Annotated in this window: 18 protein-coding genes and 2 pseudogenes; 12 read left to right on the top strand and 8 right to left on the bottom strand. The window is 73.3% G+C overall.

The genetic code is table 11. The features are described from left to right. Positions 1 to 22: 22 nt before the first annotated feature. Complete coding sequence (locus IG05_RS0133375; protein ID WP_030347802.1) at positions 23 to 1,180, top strand: acetyl-CoA C-acetyltransferase; 1,158 nt, start codon at positions 23 to 25, stop codon at positions 1,178 to 1,180. On the opposite strand, the gene IG05_RS0133370 is transcribed toward IG05_RS0133375, so the two are convergent. The 4 genes from IG05_RS0133370 to IG05_RS0133355 are packed head-to-tail and all read right to left on the bottom strand — an operon-like array spanning position 1,164 to position 4,563. After that, positions 1,164 to 2,222, bottom strand: coding sequence for an NAD(P)H-dependent flavin oxidoreductase (locus tag IG05_RS0133370; RefSeq protein ID WP_030347801.1), 1,059 nt, complete (start codon positions 2,220 to 2,222; stop codon positions 1,164 to 1,166). The genes IG05_RS0133375 and IG05_RS0133370 overlap by 17 nt on opposite strands. Next, entirely contained in the window at positions 2,222 to 2,962 is a 741-nt protein-coding gene (locus IG05_RS0133365) for a CoA-transferase subunit beta (protein WP_030347800.1), read from the bottom strand. The genes IG05_RS0133370 and IG05_RS0133365 overlap by 1 nt, the downstream gene beginning before the upstream one ends. Then, positions 2,959 to 3,810: a CoA transferase subunit A gene (locus IG05_RS0133360; protein WP_030347799.1), complete on the bottom strand. Its 852-nt coding sequence runs from the start codon at positions 3,808 to 3,810 to the stop codon at positions 2,959 to 2,961. Before IG05_RS0133360 ends, IG05_RS0133365 begins: the two co-directional genes overlap by 4 nt. Continuing rightward, positions 3,811 to 4,563: an enoyl-CoA hydratase family protein gene (locus IG05_RS0133355; protein WP_030347798.1), complete on the bottom strand. Its 753-nt coding sequence runs from the start codon at positions 4,561 to 4,563 to the stop codon at positions 3,811 to 3,813. It lies immediately after the preceding gene. 172 nt (positions 4,564 to 4,735) lie between these two features. Between IG05_RS0133355 and IG05_RS0133350 the strand changes: the two genes are divergently transcribed. From IG05_RS0133350 to IG05_RS49585, 3 genes are all read left to right on the top strand, one after another. Then, on the top strand, positions 4,736 to 5,500 hold the full coding sequence (locus tag IG05_RS0133350; RefSeq protein WP_030347797.1) for an SDR family oxidoreductase: 765 nt from the start codon (positions 4,736 to 4,738) through the stop codon (positions 5,498 to 5,500). A gap of 1 nt (position 5,501) precedes the next feature. Continuing rightward, positions 5,502 to 6,425 carry an SDR family oxidoreductase gene (locus IG05_RS0133345; protein ID WP_030347796.1) on the top strand — a complete coding sequence of 308 codons (924 nt, stop codon included), beginning with the start codon at positions 5,502 to 5,504 and terminating at the stop codon, positions 6,423 to 6,425. 103 nt (positions 6,426 to 6,528) lie between these two features. Then, positions 6,529 to 6,840, top strand: coding sequence for a hypothetical protein (locus IG05_RS49585; RefSeq protein ID WP_030347795.1), 312 nt, complete (start codon positions 6,529 to 6,531; stop codon positions 6,838 to 6,840). A gap of 49 nt (positions 6,841 to 6,889) precedes the next feature. Here the strand turns inward: IG05_RS49585 and IG05_RS0133335 are convergent, their stop codons facing one another. Together IG05_RS0133335 and IG05_RS0133330 are read right to left on the bottom strand one after the other, a co-directional pair. Next, positions 6,890 to 7,771, bottom strand: a complete 882-nt coding sequence (locus IG05_RS0133335; protein WP_030347794.1) for a hypothetical protein — start codon at positions 7,769 to 7,771, stop codon at positions 6,890 to 6,892. A 68-nt stretch (positions 7,772 to 7,839) separates the two neighbouring features. Continuing rightward, positions 7,840 to 9,594 (bottom strand): glycoside hydrolase family 35 protein, encoded by a 1,755-nt coding sequence (locus tag IG05_RS0133330; protein WP_030347793.1) that lies wholly within the window; start codon positions 9,592 to 9,594, stop codon positions 7,840 to 7,842. Between the two features lie 125 nt (positions 9,595 to 9,719). On the opposite strand from IG05_RS0133330, the gene IG05_RS0133325 reads away from it, so the two are divergent. The 7 genes and pseudogenes from IG05_RS0133325 to IG05_RS0133295 form a co-directional block, all read left to right on the top strand. Beyond that, positions 9,720 to 10,610 (top strand): helix-turn-helix domain-containing protein, encoded by an 891-nt coding sequence (locus IG05_RS0133325; RefSeq protein ID WP_030347792.1) that lies wholly within the window; start codon positions 9,720 to 9,722, stop codon positions 10,608 to 10,610. A 34-nt stretch (positions 10,611 to 10,644) separates the two neighbouring features. After that, the gene (locus IG05_RS0133320) at positions 10,645 to 10,995 is read left to right on the top strand and encodes a chorismate mutase (protein ID WP_030347791.1); all 351 of its coding nucleotides are present in this window, start codon (positions 10,645 to 10,647) and stop codon (positions 10,993 to 10,995) included. 162 nt (positions 10,996 to 11,157) lie between these two features. Next, positions 11,158 to 13,668 carry an aminopeptidase N gene (gene pepN / locus IG05_RS0133315; RefSeq protein ID WP_030347790.1) on the top strand — a complete coding sequence of 837 codons (2,511 nt, stop codon included), beginning with the start codon at positions 11,158 to 11,160 and terminating at the stop codon, positions 13,666 to 13,668. Between the two features lie 105 nt (positions 13,669 to 13,773). Next, positions 13,774 to 14,598 (top strand): NAD(P)H-binding protein, encoded by an 825-nt coding sequence (locus IG05_RS0133310; protein WP_030347789.1) that lies wholly within the window; start codon positions 13,774 to 13,776, stop codon positions 14,596 to 14,598. Between the two features lie 166 nt (positions 14,599 to 14,764). Further along, positions 14,765 to 16,141 (top strand): pyridoxal phosphate-dependent decarboxylase family protein, encoded by a 1,377-nt coding sequence (locus tag IG05_RS0133305; RefSeq protein WP_030347788.1) that lies wholly within the window; start codon positions 14,765 to 14,767, stop codon positions 16,139 to 16,141. Then, positions 16,138 to 17,550, top strand: coding sequence for a lysine N(6)-hydroxylase/L-ornithine N(5)-oxygenase family protein (locus IG05_RS0133300; RefSeq protein WP_030347787.1), 1,413 nt, complete (start codon positions 16,138 to 16,140; stop codon positions 17,548 to 17,550). Before IG05_RS0133305 ends, IG05_RS0133300 begins: the two co-directional genes overlap by 4 nt. Before the next feature lie 25 nt (positions 17,551 to 17,575). Then, positions 17,576 to 17,980: pseudogene (locus IG05_RS0133295) on the top strand (GDSL-type esterase/lipase family protein); the annotation flags it as partial. Here the strand turns inward: IG05_RS0133295 and IG05_RS0133290 are convergent. Then, a complete protein-coding gene (locus IG05_RS0133290) occupies positions 17,977 to 19,782 on the bottom strand; it encodes a bifunctional metallophosphatase/5'-nucleotidase (RefSeq protein ID WP_030347785.1) in 1,806 nt (601 codons plus the stop codon). The pseudogene IG05_RS0133295 and the gene IG05_RS0133290 sit on opposite strands and share 4 nt — an antisense overlap. 218 nt (positions 19,783 to 20,000) lie before the next feature. Here IG05_RS0133290 and pyk point away from each other — a divergent pair, with 218 nt between their 5' ends. Beyond that, positions 20,001 to 21,437 carry a pyruvate kinase gene (gene pyk, locus IG05_RS0133285; RefSeq protein ID WP_030347784.1) on the top strand — a complete coding sequence of 479 codons (1,437 nt, stop codon included), beginning with the start codon at positions 20,001 to 20,003 and terminating at the stop codon, positions 21,435 to 21,437. 10 nt (positions 21,438 to 21,447) lie between these two features. On the opposite strand, the pseudogene IG05_RS0133280 reads toward pyk, so the two are convergent. Further along, a pseudogene (locus IG05_RS0133280) lies at positions 21,448 to 22,008 on the bottom strand (helix-turn-helix domain-containing protein); the annotation flags it as partial. Positions 22,009 to 22,095: the final 87 nt, after the last annotated feature.

Here is a 22,095-nt window from a genome sequence, read left to right as displayed (position 1 = left end):
CTTTCCGTCAGAGGGAGTTGCCATGGCCGAGGCCTACATCGTCGAAGCGGTCCGCACACCGGTCGGGCGGCGCGGGGGAGGACTGCGCGCGGTCCACCCGGCCGACCTGGGCGCGCGGGTGCTCACCGCACTGGTGGAGCGCTCCGGGATCGACCCGGCCGCCGTGGACGACGTGGTCTTCGGCTGCCTGGACACGGTCGGGCCGCAGGCCGGCGACATCGCCCGCACCAGCTGGCTGGCCGCCGGCCTCCCCGAGGAGGTACCCGGCGTCACCGTCGACCGCCAGTGCGGCTCCTCCCAGCAGGCCGTGCACTTCGCCGCACAGGCCGTGCTCTCCGGCACCCAGGACCTGGTGGTCGCGGGCGGGGTGCAGAACATGTCCCAGGTCCCCATCGCCTTCGCCTCCCGGCAGGCAGCCGTCCCCCTCGGCCTGACCGACGGCCCCTTCCTCGGCAGCACCGGCTGGCGCGCCCGTTACGGCGACCGGCCCGTCGACCAGTTCGCCGGCGCCGAGACGATCGCCGCGCAGTGGGGCATCGGCCGCGCCGCACAGGAGGAGTTCGCCCTGCGCTCGCACCGGCGCGCGATCTGGGCGATCGACACCGGCCGCTTCGACCGCGAGACCATCCCCTGCGGCCAGGTCACCGTGGACGAGGGCCCGCGCCGGGACACCTCCCTGGAGAAGATGGCCGCGCTGCGGCCCGTCCTCGACGGCGGCACCGTCACCGCCGCCTGCTCCTCCCAGGTCTCCGACGGGGCCGCGGCCCTGCTGCTCGCCTCCGAACGGGCGGTCCGGGACCACGGCCTGCGCCCCCGCGCCCGCGTCCACCACCTCTCCGCACGCGGAGAGGACCCCATCCGCATGCTCACCGCGCCCATACCGGCCACCGCGCACGCCCTGAAGAAGACCGGCCTGACCCTCGACGCCATCGACCTCGTGGAGATCAACGAGGCCTTCGCGCCGGTCGTCCTCGCCTGGCTGAAGGAGACCGGCGCCGACCCCGCCAAGGTCAACGTCAACGGCGGCGCGATCGCCCTCGGCCACCCCCTCGGCGCCACCGGCGCCCGGCTGATGACCACCCTGCTGCACGAACTGGAACGCACCGGCGGCCGCTACGGCCTCCAGACCATGTGCGAGGGCGGCGGCCAGGCCAACGTGACGATCATCGAACGGCTCTGAGCCCCGCCAGCGCGGCCAGCACCTCCTGCGCCTCCCCCATGATCCGCTCCACCAGCTCCGCGCACGACGGCAGGTCGTCGATCACCCCGGCGACCTGCCCCGCCGCCATCACCCCCACATCCGTCCGGCCGTCCACCATCGCCGACTTCAGCAGCACCGGCGTGTTGGCGGCGAGCAGCACCTGACTCCAGGACAGCTCCTTGCCGTGCCGCAGTGCGAGGCCGTCACGGACCAGCTGCCGCCAGGTCAGCCCCGACAGCCGCCGGAAACCGGCCGCCCGCCGCACCGCGTGCGCGAAGGCGCGTATCCGGCCCGACCGCTCCAGCGCCGCCACCAGATCGGTGCGCAGCATCCGGTGCGGCAGGCCGTCCACCGCCCGGGTCACGGTGACGTCTTGGACCGTCGCCGCCAGATACCGGGCCTTCACCGCGTCCGGCACCGTCGAGTCGGAGGTGAGCAGGAACCGCGTGCCCATCGCCACCCCGGCCGCCCCGTAGGCCAGCGCCGCCACCAGGCCCCGCCCGTCGAAGAAGCCGCCCGCCGCGACCACCGGTATCCGCACCGCGTCCACCACCTGCGGCAGCAGCACACTCGTGGCCACCTCACCGGTGTGCCCGCCGCCCTCGCCGCCCTGCACGAGCACCGCGTCGGCGCCCCAGGCCGCCACTTTCTCGGCGTGCCGCCGGGCCCCGACGGACGGGATCACCACCACGCCCGCCGCCTTCAGTTCGGCTATCAGCCCGGGGGAGGGGGCCAGGGCGAAGGAGGCCACCCGGACGCCCTCCTCCACCAGGATCCGCACCCGGTCCGGCGCGTCACCCGCGTCGGCCCGCAGGTTCACCCCGAACGGCGCCCCGGTCCGGGACCGTACCTGTCTGATCGCGTCGCGCAACTGGTCGAGCGTCATCGTCGCGGAGGCCAGGATGCCGAGGGCGCCGGCGTCCGCCGCCGCCGAGACCAGACGGGGCCCGGCCACCCAGCCCATCCCGGTCTGCACGATCGGATGGCGGACCCCGACCAGCCGGGTCAGCGCGGTCTCCATCAGCCCCCCGCCCCCTGAGGCACCTCGCGCGTGCGCGCCCCCACCGGGTCCAGCACCTCGCGGATCAGCCGCAGTTCCGCCGCCCCGGGCTCCCGGGTGTACGGCACCCCGTCCGGCACGGCCAGCTCGAACCCCGTCGCCTCCCGCACCTGCTCCACGCTCGCCCCCGGATGCACCGAGACCAGCCGCATCGAGTGGTCGGGGGTCGCGAAGTCCAGCACGGCGAGGTCAGTGACGACCCGGGCGATGCGGTGGAACCGGGCCGCGGCACCCAGGCCGGCCGCCCGGTCGTACCCCACCCCGCACACCATGTCCACCCGCTCCACGAACACCCGCCGGGAGTGTCTGGGGACCCAGTAACTCACCGGGTTGTTCAGCGTGTTCAGCGGTGCCCCGCGCACCCCGAGGAGCTGCCTGCGGGGCCGCGCCCGGTCGCCGATGCGGGAGATGTTCTGGTTGCCGTGCCGGTCGAGCTGGCTCGCGCCCATCATCACGTGCCGCCGGCCGCCCGCCACCAGCTCCAGGTGATGCCGGTAGGGCAGCCAGCCCTCCGGGGTGCCGTCCGGGCGGACCAGCAGGGCCTCGCCGTCGGTCAGCAGCAGGTCCGGCGCGAACGTCAGCCGGGCCAGCCGCGCGCCCAGCGACGGGATCAGTCCCATCGGGCTCGCCAGCACCTCCCCGGCGTCGCGCCAGGCCTCGGCGCAGGCGATCACGCAGTACTCGGCGCGGGTGGCGCTCATCGCTCCCGCTCCGTCCGCCAGTCCTCGACCGCCGCCCGGTAGGCGGCCTCGTCCGCGCCGAGGAAGCGTGCGGCGAACTCCGGCCAGGGCGTGGTCGCGTACCACCGCTGGAACTCCTCGTCCCTGCCGTAGTCGGGGGCACAGGAGGTGAAGTGCGCACCGCTCGGCGCCTCCACCACACCCGTCACCGCGAGCCGCTTGAGCAGCAGCGACTGCGGGCCGGCCGCCCGGGTCAGCTCGGCCGTGTCCACGATCCGTTCGCAGGAGACGTAGGCCGCGTCCGCCGCCTCGCAGAACAGGTCGTCGAAGTACGGCTCCGGGCCCAGGTACTGGCCGTTGCCCAGCCGGTCGGCGCGGTGGACGTGCACCAGGGCCGCGTCCAGCCGCAGCGCGGGCATCGCCACCAGCGTCTCCCCGTCCGCGTACGGCGACGTCACCGTCCGCAGCTCCGGGCCGGCCCGCATGACGTCCGAGCCGATCCCCGCCCGCACCGGCAGGAAGGGCAGGCGCTGTGCCGCCGCGCGCAGCCCGCTCTGGAACATCCCCTCGTCGATCTCCGTCAGCGCGAGGCCGCCGTGCTCGCGCGCGGCCCGGTAGTGCGGTTCCAGCGGAACGGAGTCCAGGGTGACGAACGCGGTGACCAGCCTGCGGATCCGGCCGGCGGCGGCCAGCATGCCGACGTCCGGGCCGCCGTACGCCACGACCGTCAGATCGCCGATGCCGGACCGCAGCAGCGCCCGGACCAGCGCCATCGGCTTGCGGCGTGAGCCCCAGCCGCCGATGCCGAGGGTCATCCCGCTCGCCAGCCGGGACACCACCTCGTCGGCGGTCATCGTCTTGTCGGCCATCTACGCTCCCTCCTTCCCCTGACGTCCGAACGTGTCGCGGACCCGGCCGGCCACTCCGCCGAGGCTGGCCTCGAAGGTGAAGCCCTGCTCGAAGCGGTAGCTGCGGCGCACGTCGACCGGATCGATGCCGTTGATGGCGGCCTTGGCCATGCGCAGCAGCCCCCCGTCCTTCGCGGCGATCTGCCGGGCCAGCTCCAGCGCCGCCCCCGGCAGCTGCGCGCGCGGCACGACCCGCCACACCGAGCCGTGCGCGTGCAGTTCGGCGGCGCTCGCCGTGCGCCCGGTGTAGTACAGCGCGCGCATCAGGTGCTGCGGCACCAGCCGGGCCAGATGGGTCGCCGCGCCGAGCGCGCCCCGGTCCAGCTCGGGCAGCCCGAAGGCCGCGTCCTCGCTCGCCACCACCGCGTCCGCGTTGCCCACCAGGCCGATCCCGCCGCCCAGGCAGAAGCCCTGCACCGCCGCGATCACCGGTGTCTCGCAGTCGTAGACCGCCGCGAAGGCCTCCGCGCACCCCCGGTTGGCGCCGATCAGCGCCTCCTGGCCGGCCGCCTGTATCTCCTTGATGTCCACGCCCGCGTTGAACCCGCGCCCCTCGGCGGCCAGGACCACGCAGCGGATCCCCGGGTCCCGGCCGGCCGCGCGCACGCCGTCGGCCAGGGCGAACCAGCCGCGCACCGGCAGCGCGTTGACCGGCGGGTAGTCGACGGTCACTACGGAAATCCCCTTTTCCGGGGACGAACAGGAGACACCCATGGGCGCATCAGCTACCTTTCCACCAAACATTTGTTAGGTGCGAGGCTTCGAAGCTAGCAGTCGGCGCAGACGAGCGGGAGGCCCTGTGGACAACGCGGCTGTGGACAACGCGGCTGTGGACGACGCGCCTGTGGACGACGCGCCTGTGGACGACGCGCCTGGCGGCGCTGCACTGCGCGGCAGCACCGTGGTGGTCACCGGCGGCACCCGAGGGGTGGGCGCGGGGATCGCCCGGGCCTTCGCAGAGGCGGGCGCCCGGGTCCTGGCCTGCGCCCGCCGTCCTCCCGAACAGCCCTTGCCCGGCGTCGAGTTCGCACCGCTCGACCTGCGCGACCCGCCCGCCGTCCGGTCCTTCTTCGCGGCACTCCCCCGGCTGGACGTGCTCGTCAACAACGCGGGCGGCACCCCCTACCGGCGCCTCGCCGACGCCGACGCCGAACGGCACGCCAAGGTGGTCGAGCTGAACCTGATCACCCCGCTCACCGCGTCCCTCGCCGCCTACGACCACCTCCGGCGCAGCAGGGGCTCGATCGTGATGGTCGGCAGCGTCAGCGGGAGCCGCCCCTCGCCCGGCTCGGCCGCCTACGGCGCGGCCAAGGCGGGGCTCGCGAACCTGGCCGCCTCCATGGCCGTGGAGTGGGCGCCGGAGGTCCGGGTCAACACGCTGGTCGTCGGCATGGTCCGCACCGGCCTGACCCACCTGCACTACGGCGGCCCGGACGGTGTCGCCGCCGTCGCCCGCACCGTCCCGCTGGGCCGCCTGGCCCTCCCCGCCGACATCGGTGCCGCCGCCGTCTTCCTCGCCTCCGGCGCCGCCGCCTACATCAGCGGGGCGAGCCTGCACGTCCACGGAGGCGGGGAGCGGCCGGCGTTCCTGGACGCGGCCACCGCCGGACCGCACATCCCCGAAGTCCCGAGCACCGGCAGGGAGAGCTGAGATGAGCGTGCGCGCGAGGACGGACGGAATCTGTTCGGGCCGGGTCGTGGCCGTCACCGGCGCCGGTCGCGGGCTCGGCCGGGCGCACGCGCTCGCCTTCGCGGCCGAGGGTGCGAAGGTGGTCGTCAACGACCTGGGCGTCGCGCTGGACGGCGCGCCGGACGCCGAGCGGCCGGCGGACGCCGTCGTGGCGGAGATCCGGGCGGCGGGCGGTGACGCGGTCGCCCACGGCGCCGACATCGCCACCGGCGCGGGCGCGGCCGGCCTGGTCCGCACCGCCGTGGAGACCTACGGCCGGCTCGACACCCTCGTCAGCAACGCCGGTTTCCTGCGCGACCGGATGCTGGTCAATCTCGGGGAGGACGACTGGGACGCCGTGATCCGCGTCCACCTCAGGGGCCACTTCCTGCCGCTGAAGCACGCCGCCGCGTACTGGCGCGCCGAGGCCGGGGCCGGCCGCACCCCGGTGGCCCGGGTCGTCCACACCAGCAGCGGGGCCGGCCTGCTCGGCTCGGTCGGGCAGGGCAACTACAGCGCCGCCAAGGCCGGGATCGTCGGTCTCACCCTGGTCGCGGCGGCCGAACTGGCCCGCTACGGCGTGCAGGTCAACGCCGTGGCGCCGGCCGCCCGCACCCGCATGACGGAACGTGTCTTCGCCGCGGCCATGACGGCACCGGCCGCCGGTTTCGACGCCATGGCACCCGAGAACGTCTCCCCGCTCGTGGTCTGGCTCGGCTCGGCCGGCAGCACGGGGGTGACCGGGCGGGTGTTCGAGGCGGAGGGCGGCCGGATCACCGTCATGGAGGGCTGGCGCCCCGGCCCCACCGCCGACCGGGGAGCCCGCTGGACACCGGCCGAGGCGGGGGAGGCGGCCCGGCGGCTGCTGGCGGAGGCGGAGCCGCCGGGCCGGGTGTACGGGGCGTGAGCGACCCCGCGGATGCCCCCCCTCGGGGTGCCCTGGCGCCTGACCGGCGCCAGCACCGGGCCAGCTGATCGCCGCCCGGGCGGTCCAGGGCGTCCTGGCGGTCGTGCGCGTCCCGCAGGTGATCGGCTCCTTCCGCACCCTGTTCCAGGGCAAGGAGCGCGGCGCCGCCTTCGGGAGGTGCGGCGCCGTCGCGGGGTTCGCCTCGGGGGTCGGACTGCTGCTCGGCGGCCTCCTCACCGACGCCGACCCGTTCGGCGGCGCGCTGGGCGCGGCGGTGATCGGCACGGTGTTCTCCGGGGCCGCGGGGGAGGGGCTGGGCGAGGCGCTGTCCGAGGCGATGCCCTGGGTCGTGAGGGCGTTCGCGGTGCTGTGCGCGGTCCTGCCCCGCCGGGCGGTGCCGGAGCACGAGGGCTGACACCGTCCTCCTCGGCGGGCCGGGCCGGACGGACCGGGGGCGGGCCCGGTTACGTGTCGCACTCCAGCACCGTCCGGCACAGCCCGCACCGCGCCCGTACCCGCCCCTGTACCGGCACCCTGATCCGCTGGTGGCAGGTCGGGCACGGGAAGCTCACCCGGAGGCGGCCGCCGCTGTCGGGGGCGAAGGAGTAGCCGGCTGCCGGCGCGGCGGTCCCGGCGTGCCGGCGGTCGTGGGCGTAGCGGCGGCGGCCCGCCCAGCCGGCCCCGGTCAGCGGCGGCTGCCGCCCGTCCCGGCGGGCCAGGTCCAGGCCCTTGCCGTAGGCAACGTAGGCCTGCGGACTGGTGAACCACGGGGACGGGTCCTCGCCGAACAGCAGCGCCCGCTTGGCCAGGACGTACCCGAACTCCTCCGGGGTGAGGTAGCCGAGCTTCTGCGACGACACCCCGTCCTCCCGGTAGGCGTCCAGCAGCAGCCAGCCCGCACCCAGGTAGGCCGTCGCCGTGTCCGTCAGGATCTCGTTCTCCGCCGTGGTGGGGAAGGACAGGTCCAGACGGTGCAGGTAGACGTGCGCCACCTCGTGGGCGAGGGCCGCGCCGATGTCCCCGCGGTGCGTGCGGAACCGGTCGTTCAGCTCGACGAAGTACTCCGGGCCCGCCGCCAGCTCGACGTTCGCCGCGTGGGTCATCTCCCGGAAACCGACGATCAGCCGCGCGTCCGGCAGCCGGAAGTGCCGCACGATCTCCCGCGCCACCCGCTGCGCCCCCAGGTACAGGTCGTCGGTGTCGCAGAAGGCCACGTCGGCGGGGGCCACGCTGACGGAGAACGTCTCCACGGTGTCACGGGACAGCCGCCGGTACAGCGCGGTGACGGCGGCCCGCACCGTCTCCAGGTGCGGGTAGCCGTGCCGGACCGCTCCGCCGTTCACCACGTCGGCACCCCCAAAGACGCCGGAACCTGTCTCCACTGTAGGGGCGGGCGGCCCGGGCGGACGGCCGGTCACACGGGCAGCAGGCGTGGCGCCGACGGCCCCGGTCCGCCCCCGTCCAGCTCCAGCAGCCACACCTCGTTCACGCCCTCCCGCAGCACCGGCCCGGGCACGTACAGCGACCGCTGGGGCCCCGCCGACCAGTAGCGGCCCAGGTTGAAGCCGTTGACCCAGGCGAAGCCACGGGTCCCGCCCGGCAGCTCCAGCCGGGCGTCCCCGGCCCCGCGGACCGTGACCCAGCCCCGGTACAGCCCCGGCGCCCCCTCCCGGGGCGGCACACCGAAGGACACCGCGGCCACCCCGCCGACGAACGCGTCCAGATCCAGGCCCCGCGCGCGGGCCCCGTGCAGGTACTGCCGCTCGTGCAGGACGCCGCCGGTGACGCCCTTCGCCTCGCCGAGCCGCGGCCCGTAGTTCACCCGCCCCAGGGACTCCACCCACAGCTCCACGCGCGCGGGGCCCGCGACGGGCTCCTGCAGCACCGGCTCCTCCTCGGTGAGCACCCCCGCCCGCTCCCCGTCGACGTACACCACGGCGAGGTCCCGCAGCCCGCGCACGGCCAGCGGGTACGGCTGCCGCGGTCCCGGCACGTCCACCGTGTAGCGCACGAATCCCCGGGTCACGTCCAGCTCCTCGAACGTCGGCGGCACCGGGGCGAACGTCTCCGGGCCGCCCAGCGCCTCCAGCACCCCGGCCAGGGGCGCCCAGCCGGTGAGCCGGGCCTCGGCCGGGGCGCCCAGCACGGCGGGCCGCGGCGGCAGGTCCGGCAGCGGACCGGGGTGGTACGCCGACAGCACCTCGCGGAACAGCCGGAACTTCTCCGTGGGCCTGCCGTACTCGTCCACCGGCGCGTCGTAGTCGTACGAGGTCACGTCCGGCTCCAGTGGCCCCTCGTGCAGCGCGCCGCCCCGGTTGGCGCCCGCCCAGCCCCCGAAACTGGTGCCCCCGTGGGCCATGTAGAGGTTCACCGACGCCCCGCACTCCAGGATCTCCCGCAGCGCCCCGGCGGCCCCGGCCGGATCCCGTACGGTGTGCTCGCCGCCCCAGTGGTCGAACCAGCCGCACCAGAACTCCATGCACATCAGCGGGCCCACGGGACGGTGGCGGCGCAGTGCGGCGAACGCCTCGCGCGCGTGGGAGCCGAAGTTCACCGTGGCCGGCACCCCGGGCAGCGAGCCCCCGGTCAGCATGTGGTCCTCGGGTCCGTCCGAGGTGACGAGGGGAACGGTGACCCCCTCCGCGCGCAGCAGGCCGGCCAGCTCCGCCGGATAGCCGGTGTCACTGCCGTAGCTGCCGTACTCGTTCTCCACCTGCACCAGCACCACCGGGCCGCCGCGGTCGATCTGGCGGGGCACGATCTCGGGCAGCAGCCGCCGGAACCAGTTCCGGACGTGGCCCAGATACCGCTCGTCCCGTGTCCGCGCGCGCGTGCCCGGCTCGCCCGTCAGCCACGCCGGCAGCCCGCCGTTCTCCCACTCGGCGCAGATGTAGGGCCCCGGCCGCACGATCGCCCACATCCCCGCCGCCCCGACCGCGTCCAGGAACCGGCCGACCGCCCCCACGTCCCGCACCGCCCCCGGGCGCGGCTGGTGCAGGTTCCACGGGACGTAGGTCTCCACGCAGTTCAGGCCCATCGCCCGGAGCATCGCCAGCCGGTGCCCCCACTGCGCCTCGTGCACCCGGAAGTAGTGCAGCGCCCCGGACAGCAGCCGCACCGGCCGCCCGTCCAGCAGGAAACCGGACTCCCCGACCGCGAACCCGCCCACGCACCCTCCCCGCCACCACCCCGCCCGTCCCCTCCACCCTCACCCCTTCCGGCGGCCGGCGCCATGGACGAGGATCGGCGCTGCTTGGACAAAAACGCGCCGCGCAGCACACGCAAGGAGCGCCGATGTACCGGACCTGGATGCGGTTCTTCAGCCCCGGCCCCGCCCACCACCGCCTCGGCCTGGTCTGCCTCGGCGTCGGCCTCCAGCACGGGGCGCTGCCCACGGTCGGCCCGCGCATCCTCGGCCACCACGTCGCCGTCGTGATCAGCGCGGGCCGCGGCTGGTACCGCGGCGCCGACGGCCGCCGTACGGCCGTCACCGCGCCCGCCCTGCTGTGGCTCACCCCCGGCGTGCCCCACCACTACGCGCCCGACCCGGACACCGGCTGGGACGAGGGCTTCGTCGACTTCGCCGGACCCGCCACCGCCGCCTACCGCGACCTCGGCTGCATCGAACCCGACCGGCCCGTCGTCCCGCTCTCCGACGCCGCCGGCCCCCGCGCGGTCATCGCCCGCATCGCCCGGGCCGCCCGCCCGGGCAACCCCATGCTGGAGGTGGAGACCGGCGCCGCCGTCCACGAACTCCTCGTCGCCCTGCGCCGCGCCCGCGCCGGCCTCGCCCCCGACGGCGAGCAGATCCTGGCCGCCCTCGCCCGGGACGCCTGCACACCGCTGAGCGTCGCCGGCCACGCCGCGCGGCACGGGATGACCACCGCCGAGCTGCGCGCCGCGGTCCGCCAGGCGGCCGGCTGCACCCCGAAGGACTACCTGCTCGGCATCCGGCTCGCCCGGGCCAAGGACCTCCTCGCCGCCACCACACTGCCCGTCGCGGCCGTCGCCCGCCGCGTCGGCTACGACGACCCCGCCTACTTCTCCCGGCTGTTCACCCGGCGCGTGGGCCTCGCCCCCGTCCGGTTCCGCGCCCAGCAGGGCCGTACCGTCCCCGGCGGCTGGAGCGACCGCGTCCCCGACCCCGCCGATCCGCCCCTGATCCACTCCCCGGACATCCCGTAGGAACAGGCCGCCGCAGCGCATAGGGTGGGCCCCCATGACCACCAGCAACACCGGCAACGGTGCCGTCGACCCCGAGGTCCGTCAGGAACTGGACCGGCTGCGCGACAGCATCGACAACATCGACGCGGCCGTCGTCCACATGCTCGCCGAGCGCTTCAAGTGCACCCAGCAGGTCGGCCGGCTCAAGGCGCTGCACCAGCTGCCGCCCGCCGACCCGGCCCGCGAGGCCCGGCAGATCGAACGGCTGCGCAGCCTCGCCGAGAACGCCAAGCTCGACCCTGCGTTCGCCGAGAAGTTCCTGAACTTCATCATCGCCGAGGTGATCCGGCACCACGAGCGGATCGCCGAGGACACCCACGGCGGGCAACCGGCGCACGACGCCTGAACCCGCGACCGCCCAGGCCCTGCCTCCAGGCCCGGGCCAGCCCCCGACCAGCCCCTGACCGGGTCCCGGCACGGCGGCCGGACGGGGGCGCGCACAGGGGACAAAAGCCATGTACCGATCCGCCCCTGTGCGCTGCCGGTCCCATCAGGCAGCATGTCCTGCATGTCCGTACTCACGCGCGACGAAGCGCAGCTCCGAGCACAGTTCCTCGACGTCCACCGCTACACGGTCGAACTGGACCTCACCACCGGTGCCGAGACCTTCGACTCCCGTACCGCGATCCGGTTCACCGCGCGGTCCGACGGGGACACGTTCGTCGAGCTGAAGCCCGCCGAGCTGCGCAGCGTCACACTCGACGGACAGCCGCTCGACCCGGAGTCGCTGAGCGAGGACCGGCTGCCGCTGAAGAACCTCACCGCCGGCCCCCACGAACTGCGCGTTGACGCGGTCATGCGCTACTCCCGCACCGGCGAGGGCATGCACCGCTTCACCGACCCCAGCGACGGCGAGACCTACGTCTACACACAGATGTTCCTGGACGACGTCCAGCGCATCTTCGCCGCCTTCGACCAGCCCGACCTCAAGGCCGTCTTCGAGGTCTCGGTCAAGGCGCCCGGAGGCTGGACCGTCCTCGCCAACGGCGTCACCGAGCACCGCGGCGACGGCCTCTGGCAGGCCGCGCCCACCCCGCCCGTCTCCACCTACCTGGTCGCCGTCGCCGCCGGCCCCTGGCACTCGGTGCGCACCGAGCACCGCGGACTGCCCTTCGGCCTCCACTGCCGCCGCTCGCTCGCACCGCACCTCGACGCCGACGCCGACGAGATCCTCGACATCACGCGCGCGTGCTTCGACCGCTACCACGAGAAGTTCGAGGAGCCCTACCCCTTCGACTCCTACGACCAGGCGTTCGTCCCCGAGTTCAACGCCGGCGCGATGGAGAACCCGGGCCTGGTCACCTTCCGCGACGACTTCGTCTACCGCTCCGCCGTCACCGACACCGAACGGCAGACCCGCGCCATGGTCATCGCACACGAGATGGCCCACATGTGGTTCGGCGACCTCGTCACCCTCAAGTGGTGGGACGACATCTGGCTGAACGAGTCCTTCGCCGAGTACATGGGCTACCAGACCACCGCCGAGGCCACCCGCTTCACCGACCCCTGGACCGAGTTCGGCGTCACCCGCAAGTCCTGGGGCTACGACGCCGACCAGCGGCCCACCACCCACCCCGTCGCCCCCGAGAACGTCGACGACACCGCCTCCGCCCTGCTCAACTTCGACGGCATCTCCTACGCCAAGGGCGCCGCCGCGCTGCGCCAGCTGGCCGCCTGGCTCGGCGAGAAGGACTTCCTCGCCGGCATCAACACCCACTTCAAGCGGCACCGGTTCGGCAACGCCACCCTCGCCGACTTCATCGACTCCCTCGCCTCGGCCACCGACCGCGACGTGCCCGCCTGGGCCGACAGCTGGCTGCGCACCACCGGCGTCGACACCCTCACCCCCGTGATCGACTCCGCCGGCGGCACCTGCACCCTGACCGCCGACCGCACGGGCAGCCGCCCGCACCGCCTGAGCGCCGGCCTGTACGACCACGACCTCGCCGGCGAAGGCCGGCTGGTCCTGCGCGAACGCATCGACCTCGACGTCCCGCAGGCCGCCCCGCAGCCCATCGGCAAGCGCCCCGCCGTGATCCTCCTCAACGACGACGACATCACCTACGCCAAGGTCCGCTTCGACGCCGCGTCCTTCGACACCGTCCGCACCACCCTGGCCGGCCTGCCCGACCCGCTCACCCGCGCCGTCGTCTGGAACGCCCTGCGGGACGCCGTCCGTGACGGCGAACTCCCGCCCGCCGCCTACCTGGAGACGGCCCGCGCCCACCTGCCCCACGAGACCGACCTGGCCGTCGCCCAGGGCGTCCTCGCCTTCGCCGCCGGCCAGCTCACCGACCAGTACCTGACACCCGAGGACCGCCCGGCCGCCCTGGCCACCCTCACCTCGCTCTGCCGCGACCTGCTGCGGCGCACCGAGGACGGCGACCACCCCGGCCTGCGGCTGATCGCCGTACGCCACCTGATCTCCGTCGCCGCCCACCCCGAGACCATCGCCGCCTGGCTCGCCGACGGCACGGTCCCCGGCGGCCCCGAACTCGACCCCGAACTGCGCTGGCGCATCCTCGCCCGGCTCGCCGTGCTCGGCGCCACCGACGAGAACGCCATCGCCGCCGAGCTCGCGCGCGACCCGAGCGCCAGCGGACAGGAGGGCGCCGCCCGCTGCCGCGCCGCGCTGCCCGACCCGGCGGCCAAGCGCACCGCCTGGGAGGCGATGTTCGCCGGCGACGACCTGTCCAACTACCTGTTCACCGCCACCGCCCAGGGCTTCTGGCAGCCCGAACAGGCCGAGCTGGTACGGGAGTACGTACCGCGCTTCTACCCGGACGCCGTCGCCCTCGCCGCCCGCCGCGGCCCCGCCATCGCCGTCGCCGCCGGCCGCTGGGCCTTCCCGGCCCACGCCGTCGACACCGAGAACCTGGCACTCGGCGAGGCCTGCCTGCGCGACGCCGACCTCACCCCGGCCCTGCGCCGCACCCTCGCCGACCGCCTGGACGACCTGTCCCGCGCCCTGACCGTGCGCGACGGACAGCGGGCCGGGCAGGCGAGCAGGACGGCGTAGGTCCCGCGACGTAGGACGCGGCTGGTCCCTGCCGACGATGCGGCGGACCGGCCGTGTTCCTAGGCTCGGGCGGTCAGCGATCAACCGAGCACCGGAGGCAGCACCGTGATCGTAGTGACCGGCGCGACCGGCAACGTCGGCCGTGCCCTTGTCGACCGTCTCCTCGCCGCGGACCGGCCCGTCCGGGCACTGACCCGCGACCCGCGGCGGGCCGCACTGCCCGAGCGGGCCGAGGTGGTGCCGTTCCGGCCGGACGACCCCGCCGCCCTGTTCGCCGGCGCGACGCAGCTCTTCCTGTACGCCCAGACATGCACGGCCCCGCTGCTGGCGGCGGCCCGCGAGCACGGCGTGCGGCACGTCGTGCTTCTCTCCAGCGGCATCGTCCAGGAGGGCGCCGACGAGACCCACCCCATCCACGTCATGCACGCCACCGCCGAGCGGCACATCCGCGACAGCGGACTCGACTGGACGTTCCTGCGCCCCAACGCCTTCGCCACCAACGCGCTCCAGTACGCCCCGCAGATCCGCGCCGGCGACACCGTCCGCGGCGTCTTCGCGGACGCACTGTCCGCACCCGTCCACGAGGACGACATCGCGGCCGTCGCCGAACGCGTCCTGCTCGACAGCGGCCACGAAGGCGCCGTGCACCGGCTCACCGGACCCGAGGCGACCAGCAACGCCGACCAGGTCGCGGCGATCGGCGAGGCCCTCGGCCGCACACTCGCCTTCGTCGAGACCGACCCGGCCGAAGCGGGCCCGGAACTGTTCCCGCACGTGCCGCCGCAGATGCTCGAACGGCTGCTGCGGACCTTCGCCGAGACCGTCGGCGTCCCCCCGGAGATCACCGGCACCGTACGCGAACTCACCGGCACCCCGGCCCGCACCTTCGCCCGGTGGGCCCGGGACCACGCCGACGACTTCCGCGACTAGCCCCCGGCAGAATCCCAACACCTCCGCCGGGCACGGCAGTACACACTTTCGGGTTCCGTTCGCCGGGCTTTCGGGACACAGGGCTCCCTTCCGGTACAAGCTGGAACTCCACCCCCGAGCCGGAAGCCCCGGAACCGAGGCGGGGTGCGCGAGCGGAGGAGGGTTCATGAGCACGCCACCCCTGGCCTCGGGTCCCGGCGGCCCCGACGCCCTGCGGCCCCTCCTCGACACCGTGCTCGACGCGCTCGCGGCCGGCGGCCGCGAGCGCGGCGGCCCGCTGCCCGCCGGCGGACCGGACGCCGTCGCCGCCCGCGTCGCCGACGCCCTCGGCGACGTCCTGCCGGACACCGGCGACCCCGACGCCCTGCACACCCTCGTACAGGTCCTCGCCGCGGGCGCCGCCGACCCCGCCGACCCCCTCTGCGCCGCCCACCTGCACGGCCCGCCGCTCGCCGTGGCCGCCGCGGCCGACCTCGCCGCCAGCGCCCTCAACCCCTCCCTCGACTCCTGGGACCAGGCCCCCTCCGCATCCGCCCTGGAAGCCGCGGTCGCCCGCACCCTCGCCCGCACCGCCGGCCTCGCCGACGCCCTCGTCACCACCGGCGGCACCGAATCCAACCAGCTCGCCCTGCTCCTCGCCCGCGAGGCGCACGGCGGCAGCGTGCGCCTCGTGTGCGGCGCCAACGCCCATCACTCCCTGCCCCGCGCCGCCTGGCTGCTCGGCCTGCCCGACCCGGTCGTGATCCCCACCCCCGACGGCACCCTGGACCCGGCCGCCGTCGACCAGGCCCTCACCGCGCTGTCCGGCCCCCTGCTCGTCGCCGCCACCGCCGGCACCACCGACGCCGGCCTCATCGATCCGCTGCCCGAGATCGCCGGCCTGTGCACCGCCCACGGCGCCCGGCTGCACATCGACGCGGCCTACGGCGGCGGCCTCCTCTTCAGCGACCGGCACCGCGACAAACTCGCCGGCCTCGAAGCCGCCCACACCCTCACCCTCGACCTGCACAAACTCGGCTGGCAGCCGGTCGCCGCCGGACTCCTCGCCCTCGCCCGCCCGCACGAACTCGCCACCCTCCACCAGCGCGCCGACTACCTGAACGCCGACGACGACACCGAAGCCGGACTCCCCGACCTGCTCGGCCGCTCCCTGCGCACCACCCGCCGCCCCGACATCCTGAAGATCGCCGTCACCCTCAAGACACTGGGCCGCAGCGGACTCGGCGCCCTCGCCGACCAGGTCTGCACCCGGGCCCGCGAGTTCGCCGCGCTCGTCCGCGAACACCCCGGCTTCGAGCTGTACGACCGGCCCGTCATCAGCACCGTCCTGTTCCGCCCCGCCGACGCCGACGACGCCGACGTGGCCGCCGTCCGCCGCACCCTGCTGCACGACGGCCGCGCCGTCCTCGGCCGCGCCAAGGCCGACGGCCGGCTCTGGCTCAAGGTCACCGTCCTCAACCCCCACACCCGGCCGGACGACCTGGCCCAGCTGCTCAAACTCGCCGAACTCGCCGAACTCGCCGAAGGAAACACCCCCGCATGACCCACCCCCCACGCCACGACCCCGCCGCCCCCCGCGACCTGGTCGGCATCGGCATCGGCCCCTGCAACCTCTCCCTCGCCGCCCTCGCCCACCCGCTCCCCGAACTCGACGCCGTCTTCTACGAACAGCGCCCCCGCTTCGACTGGCACCCCGGCCTGCTCATCGACGGCGCCACCGTCCAGGTCCCCTTCCTCGCCGACCTGGTGACCCTCGCCGACCCCACCAGCCCCTGGACCTTCCTCAACTACCTCAAAACCCGCGAACGGCTCTTCCCCTTCTACTTCGCCGAGCGCTTCCACACCCAGCGCGCCGAGTACGACGCCTACTGCCGTTGGGTCGCACAGTCCCTCCCCGGACTCGGCTTCCGCCACCAGGTCGACGCCGTCCGCTGGAACCCCGAACGGGACGTCTTCGAGGTCGACTTCACCCAGCTCGACGCCGAAGGCGAAGCCCACTCCCTCGGCCGCACCCACACCCGCAACATCGTCCTCGGCATCGGCACCGCCCCCTACGTCCCCGACCCCCTCCGGCCCCTGGTGGACGCACCCGGCGTGCCCGTCGTCCACGCCGCCGACTACCTCGACCACCGCGACAGCATCCTCGCCGCCCGGCACGTCACCGTCGTCGGCTCCGGACAGTCCGGCGCCGAGGTCTTCCTGGACCTGCTCCGGCACCGCCCGCCCGGCCGGGAGAAGCTGCACTGGATCGGCCGCACCGAGGCGTTCGCCCCCATGGAGTACTCCAAACTCGGCCTGGAACACTTCACGCCCGACTACACCCGCTACTTCCACGCCCTCGCCGAACCCGTCCGCGACCGGCTCACCGCCGCCCAGTGGCAACTCCACAAGGGCATCGACGCCGGCACTCTCGCCGCCATCCACGACGAGCTGTACCGGCGCACCGTGGACGGCGGCTGGCCCGACACCGTCCTCACCCCCGGCGTCCGCGTCCGCACCGCCGGACGCATCGCCACCGCCACGATCGAACTGCACCTGGAACACCTCCAGCAGGACAGCCGCTCCCGGCTCACCACCGACGCCGTCGTCCTCGCCACCGGCTACCGGCAACGCCCCCTCGGCCGCCTCCTCGCCGGACTCGACCCCTACATCCGCCGCGACAGCAGCGGACGCCCACGCATCGACTCCGAGTTCCGCCTCGACCTCGACCCCTCGGTCACCGGCTCCGTCTACGTCCAGAACGCCGAACTGCACACCCACGGCGTCGGCGCCCCCGACCTCGGCCTGGCCGCCTGGCGCAGCGCCACCATCCTCAACTCGCTCACCGGCAAAGAGCCGTACCCGCTCCCGGAGCGCACCGCCTTCACCTCCTTCGGACTGGAACAGCCGGCCGCCCGGGTCCCGCAGGCCGGACGACCCAGACAACTCACCCCGCTCGTCGAAGGAAGGTGAACGGCCCGGGCCGGAACAAGCCCGCCCCCACGTCCTGGTCCACATCGGCCTCAACGACCTCGGCATGCCCGGCTTCCGCGCCCACCCCGAACCGGCCGAGGGCCCCACCGCGGCGGACCTCGGCACCGGGCTCACCACCCTCGCCGAGCGGCTGCACGCCGCCGGCCTCACCGTCATCGGCCCCTACCGGGGCACGGCCTACGAGGGCTACGACACCGAGGCGGGCCAGGCCGCGCGGCGCGAGGTCAACGCCTGGCTGCTCGGCGACACGCACCCCTTCGACGCGGTCGTGGACGCCGCCGCCGTCGCCGACCCGGCCGAACCCGAACGTATCCGCCCCGAGTTCGACAGCGGCGACGGCCTGCACGTCAACGACGCCGGCGCGCAGGCGATCGCCGACGCCGTCGACCTGTCACTCCTGCGGCTCTAGAAGACCGGCTTGCCCTCGCGCACCAGCTTCCAGTCCACCGACGCGAAGTCCTTCGGGTCCAGAACACCCTTCGCCGTCACCCATTCGGCGATCCGGGTACGGATCTCCGTCGACTCCGACCACAGCTCCTTGGCGTTGGCGACGTACGGGAAGGCACCGCCGCCGTTGGCCCGGTAGTTGTTCACCGCGAGCACGAACTGCCGGTCGTCGTCCAAGGGGGCCCCGCCGAACGTCAGGTTCTTGATCCGCGACCCGGCCGGCTGGGCGATGTCGATGTCGTACGACAGCCCCGACACGTAGTCGTAGTTGTAGTCCGGACGGCCGCCCGCGTTGGTCAGCTTCTCCACGTCGACCGGGGCACCGGCGGCCGTCTGCACGTAGTACTCCGCCGAGTACTCCAGATAGGCACGCACCTGGGCACCCGTCAGCAACTTGGCGACCAGCGTGTTGTCGTAGACGTACAGGCTCGACAGGTCCCGGATGGTGACGTCGCCGGCCGGGATCTCCGAGGTCCGGGAGAACGGCGAGGCCTGGGCGATCACCGGCAGCGAGGCGTACGCGGTGCCCGCGAGCGCCGCCTTGACCACGTCCTCCTGCACCTTGGTGATCAGGTCGATGATCGGGGCGTCCTGGTAACGGGCCTCGACGGTCGTCAGGGTCTGCGTGGCCCGGCCCACGACCTGGTTGACGTACGCGACGACCTTCCGGTGCTCGTCGGTGAGCAGCTTCGTGATCTTCGGGTCGTCGGCGACCGAGTTGGAGTTGCGCAGCGACGCGGAGACCGACTCCACCTCCCAGCGACCCTTGGCGAACACCAGCTCGATGTCGAACAGGGTCAGGCGCTCGGCGTAGCACAGCGGCTCCGACAGCACGACCGTCCTGCCGGTCTGCTCGTTGACCACCTTCAGCTCGGGGATCTCCAGGTGCGCGTGGCCGACCAGGATCGCGTCGATCCCGGGCACCTGCCGGGCCACGTTCGCCGCCGCGTTCTCCACGTACGGCACCTGGTCACCGTACGACGACGTGCCCGAGGAACCCGAGTGCGCGGAGACGACGACCACGTCCGCGCCCATCGACCTCAGCTTCGGCACCCACTTGGCCGCCTGCTCCTCCAGACCCGGGAACGCCAGCTTGCCCTGGACGTAGGCCTTGTCCCAGATCGCGATGCCCGGGTTGGTCAGGCCGAGCACGGCGACCTTCACCGGCTTGGCGCCCGGCACGTGGAACGTCTTCATGAAGTACGGCGGGAAGGCCGGCTTCAGCGTCTTCGCGTCCACCGCGTTGGCCCCGAGCAGCGGGAAGTCGAGCTGGTCCTCGAACTTCCGCAGCGTCTCGATGCCGTAGTTGAACTCGTGGTTGCCGAGGGCCGCCGCGTCGTACCCGATCGCGTTCATCGCCTGCGCCATCGGGTGCACCGGGCCGCCCTTGGCGGTGATCGGGTCCACCTTGGCGTAGTAGTAGGCCAGCGGGGTGCCCTGGATGGTGTCACCGGCGTCCAGCAGCAGGGTGTTGCAGTGCCCCTTCTCCTTGCGCACCTGCTCGACCAGCGTGGAGATCCGGGCCAGGCCCATCGCGTTGCCCGCCTTGTCGGCGTACTCCGCGTCCTTGAAGTAGTCCCAGTTGAAGACGTGTCCGTGCAGGTCGGTGGTGCCCATGACGGTGAGGGAGTACCGCTTCACCGGGTGCCCGGGCTTCGTGACCTCCGCCGCCTCGGCCGCCGGGGACGCCGCCGCACCGGCGACCGCCACTCCCGCTCCGGTGGCGGCGGACTTCTTCAGGAACTTCCGGCGGTTCAACGGCATGTCTCGGTTCTCCTTGGCGGTGGTCCAACAACGCGCGTAGATTCTGACCTGAGCATGACTTCCGCCAACAGGTCCGGAAGGTTGCGATCTGGTGACCATCGCTCATAGGAGCGAACCACCGCACAATTCAACACTTGTCAATAAGGCTTCACCCAAAGTCTGTTGAGCAGTCATACGACACCAATTCTCTACCCGCAGGTAAGCCATAGGCTCGACTCATGCGCCGAGCGAAAATCGTCTGCACTCTGGGGCCCGCCACCGACTCGTACGACCAGATCAAGGCACTGGTCGAGGCCGGCATGGACGTCGCCCGCTTCAACCTCAGCCACGGCACCCACGCCGAGCACGAGGAGCGCTACCAGCGCGTGCGAAAAGCGGCCGACGAAACCGGTCGCAGCGTCGGCCTCCTCGCCGACCTTCAAGGCCCGAAGATCAGACTCGGCCGCTTCACCGAAGGCCCGGTACTCCTCGAACGCGGCGACACCTTCACCATCACCGTGGAGGACGGCGCCGAAGGCGACCGCCACCAGTGCGGCACCACCTACGCCGGCCTCGCCGCCGACGTCACCCCCGGCGAGCGCATCCTCGTCGACGACGGCAAGGTCTGCCTCGAAGTCACCGGCATCGACGGCCCCCGCGTACACACCCGCGTACGCGAAGGCGGCGTCGTCTCCGACCACAAAGGCCTGAACCTGCCCGGCGTCGCCGTCTCCGTCCCCGCCCTGTCCGAGAAGGACCGCGACGACCTGCGCTGGGCCCTGCGCACCGGCTTCGACATCATCGCCCTCTCCTTCGTCCGCAGCGGCGACGACGCCGCGGACGTCCACCGGATCATGGCCGACGAAGGCCGCCGCCTCCCGGTCATCGCCAAGATCGAGAAACCGCAGGCCGTGCAGAACCTCGACGGCATCGTCGCCGCCTTCGACGGCCTGATGGTCGCCCGCGGCGACCTCGGCGTCGAGATGCCGCTGGAACAGGTGCCGATCGTCCAGAAGCGCGCCGTCGAACTCGCCAGGCGCAACGCCAAACCGGTGATCGTCGCCACCCAGATGCTCGACTCGATGATCGAGAACTCCCGGCCCACCCGCGCCGAGGCCTCCGACGTCGCCAACGCGGTCCTCGACGGCACCGACGCCGTGATGCTCTCCGGCGAGACCAGCGTCGGCAAATACCCCGTCGAGACCGTACGCACCATGGCGAAGATCGTCGCCGCGGCCGAGGAGGACATGCTGGCCAAGGGCCTGCCGCCGCTGACCGAACGCAACAAGCCGCGCACCCAGGGCGGCGCGGTCGCCCGCGCCGCCGCCGACATGGGCGACTTCCTCGGCGCCAGGTTCCTGGTCGCCTTCACCCAGTCCGGAGACACCGCCCGCCGCCTCTCCCGCTACCGCTCCCCGATCCCCCTCCTGGCCTTCACCCCGGAACCGGCCACCCGCTCCCAGCTCAGCCTCACCTGGGGCACCGAGACCTTCCTCGGCCCGCACGTCGACTCCACCGACGCCATGGTCGACCAGGTGGACGAACTGCTCCTGAAGTACGGCCGCTGCGAGAAGGGCGACGTGGTCGTGATCACGGCCGGCTCCCCACCCGGCGTCTCCGGCTCCACCAACATGGTCCGCGTCCACCACATCGGCGAGGACGACAGCCCTCGGTGACGGGTCCCTGTCAGTACTTGGCCCCGACGTGCAGATCCATGAGGGCGACGGATGCCTTGCGGGCTATGGAGATGTTGAACGGGTCACTCCCGCGGGCCAGAGTCGTCCACTCGACGCCGACCAGGTCGAGAGCGCCCGTGAACAGCTTCCGGATGTCGTCCGACTTGTTCGAGAAGAAGTAACGCGGATACTCGTACCGCTTGCGCTCGCCGGCGACCATCCGTGTCGTCCAGTTGGTGATCCGGCAGCCGTCCGAGTGGATGAGCCCCCGGACGAACTCCCAGGGGTGCGCGTCGACGATGGCCTGCTGCCAGGGTTCGAGCACGATGGGCCGCTCGTGCTTCTTGCCGGGGCCGTGCTGGGGGAAGAGGCAGTGCAGGTGCTTCGAGTAGACCTTCACGTTGCTGCAGCCGGACCTGCGGACTCGGCAGACCCTGTTGTCCGGGAACACAGCGCGCATCGCTGCCTCACAGGCGTCCATGAGACCCGGCCACGACTCAGTGCAGGTGACCATGAGGTTGGGGACGCGGTGCTCCGAGTACTGGCTGATGTGCCCGTCGCCTAGGTGTATTGATCACGAGCGTTGTTAACAGGGCCGGGGTCTTGATCATGGCGAAGACCTCCGGTGTGGTGGAGGTGTCTAAGCTGCACCGCACAC

The organism is Streptomyces sp. NRRL S-1022 (assembly GCF_000720135.1).
Taxonomy (GTDB): Bacteria; Actinomycetota; Actinomycetes; order Streptomycetales; family Streptomycetaceae; genus Streptomyces.
Note: the sequence above shows the minus strand (reverse complement) of the source record. Positions and strands in the feature narration are given on the sequence as shown.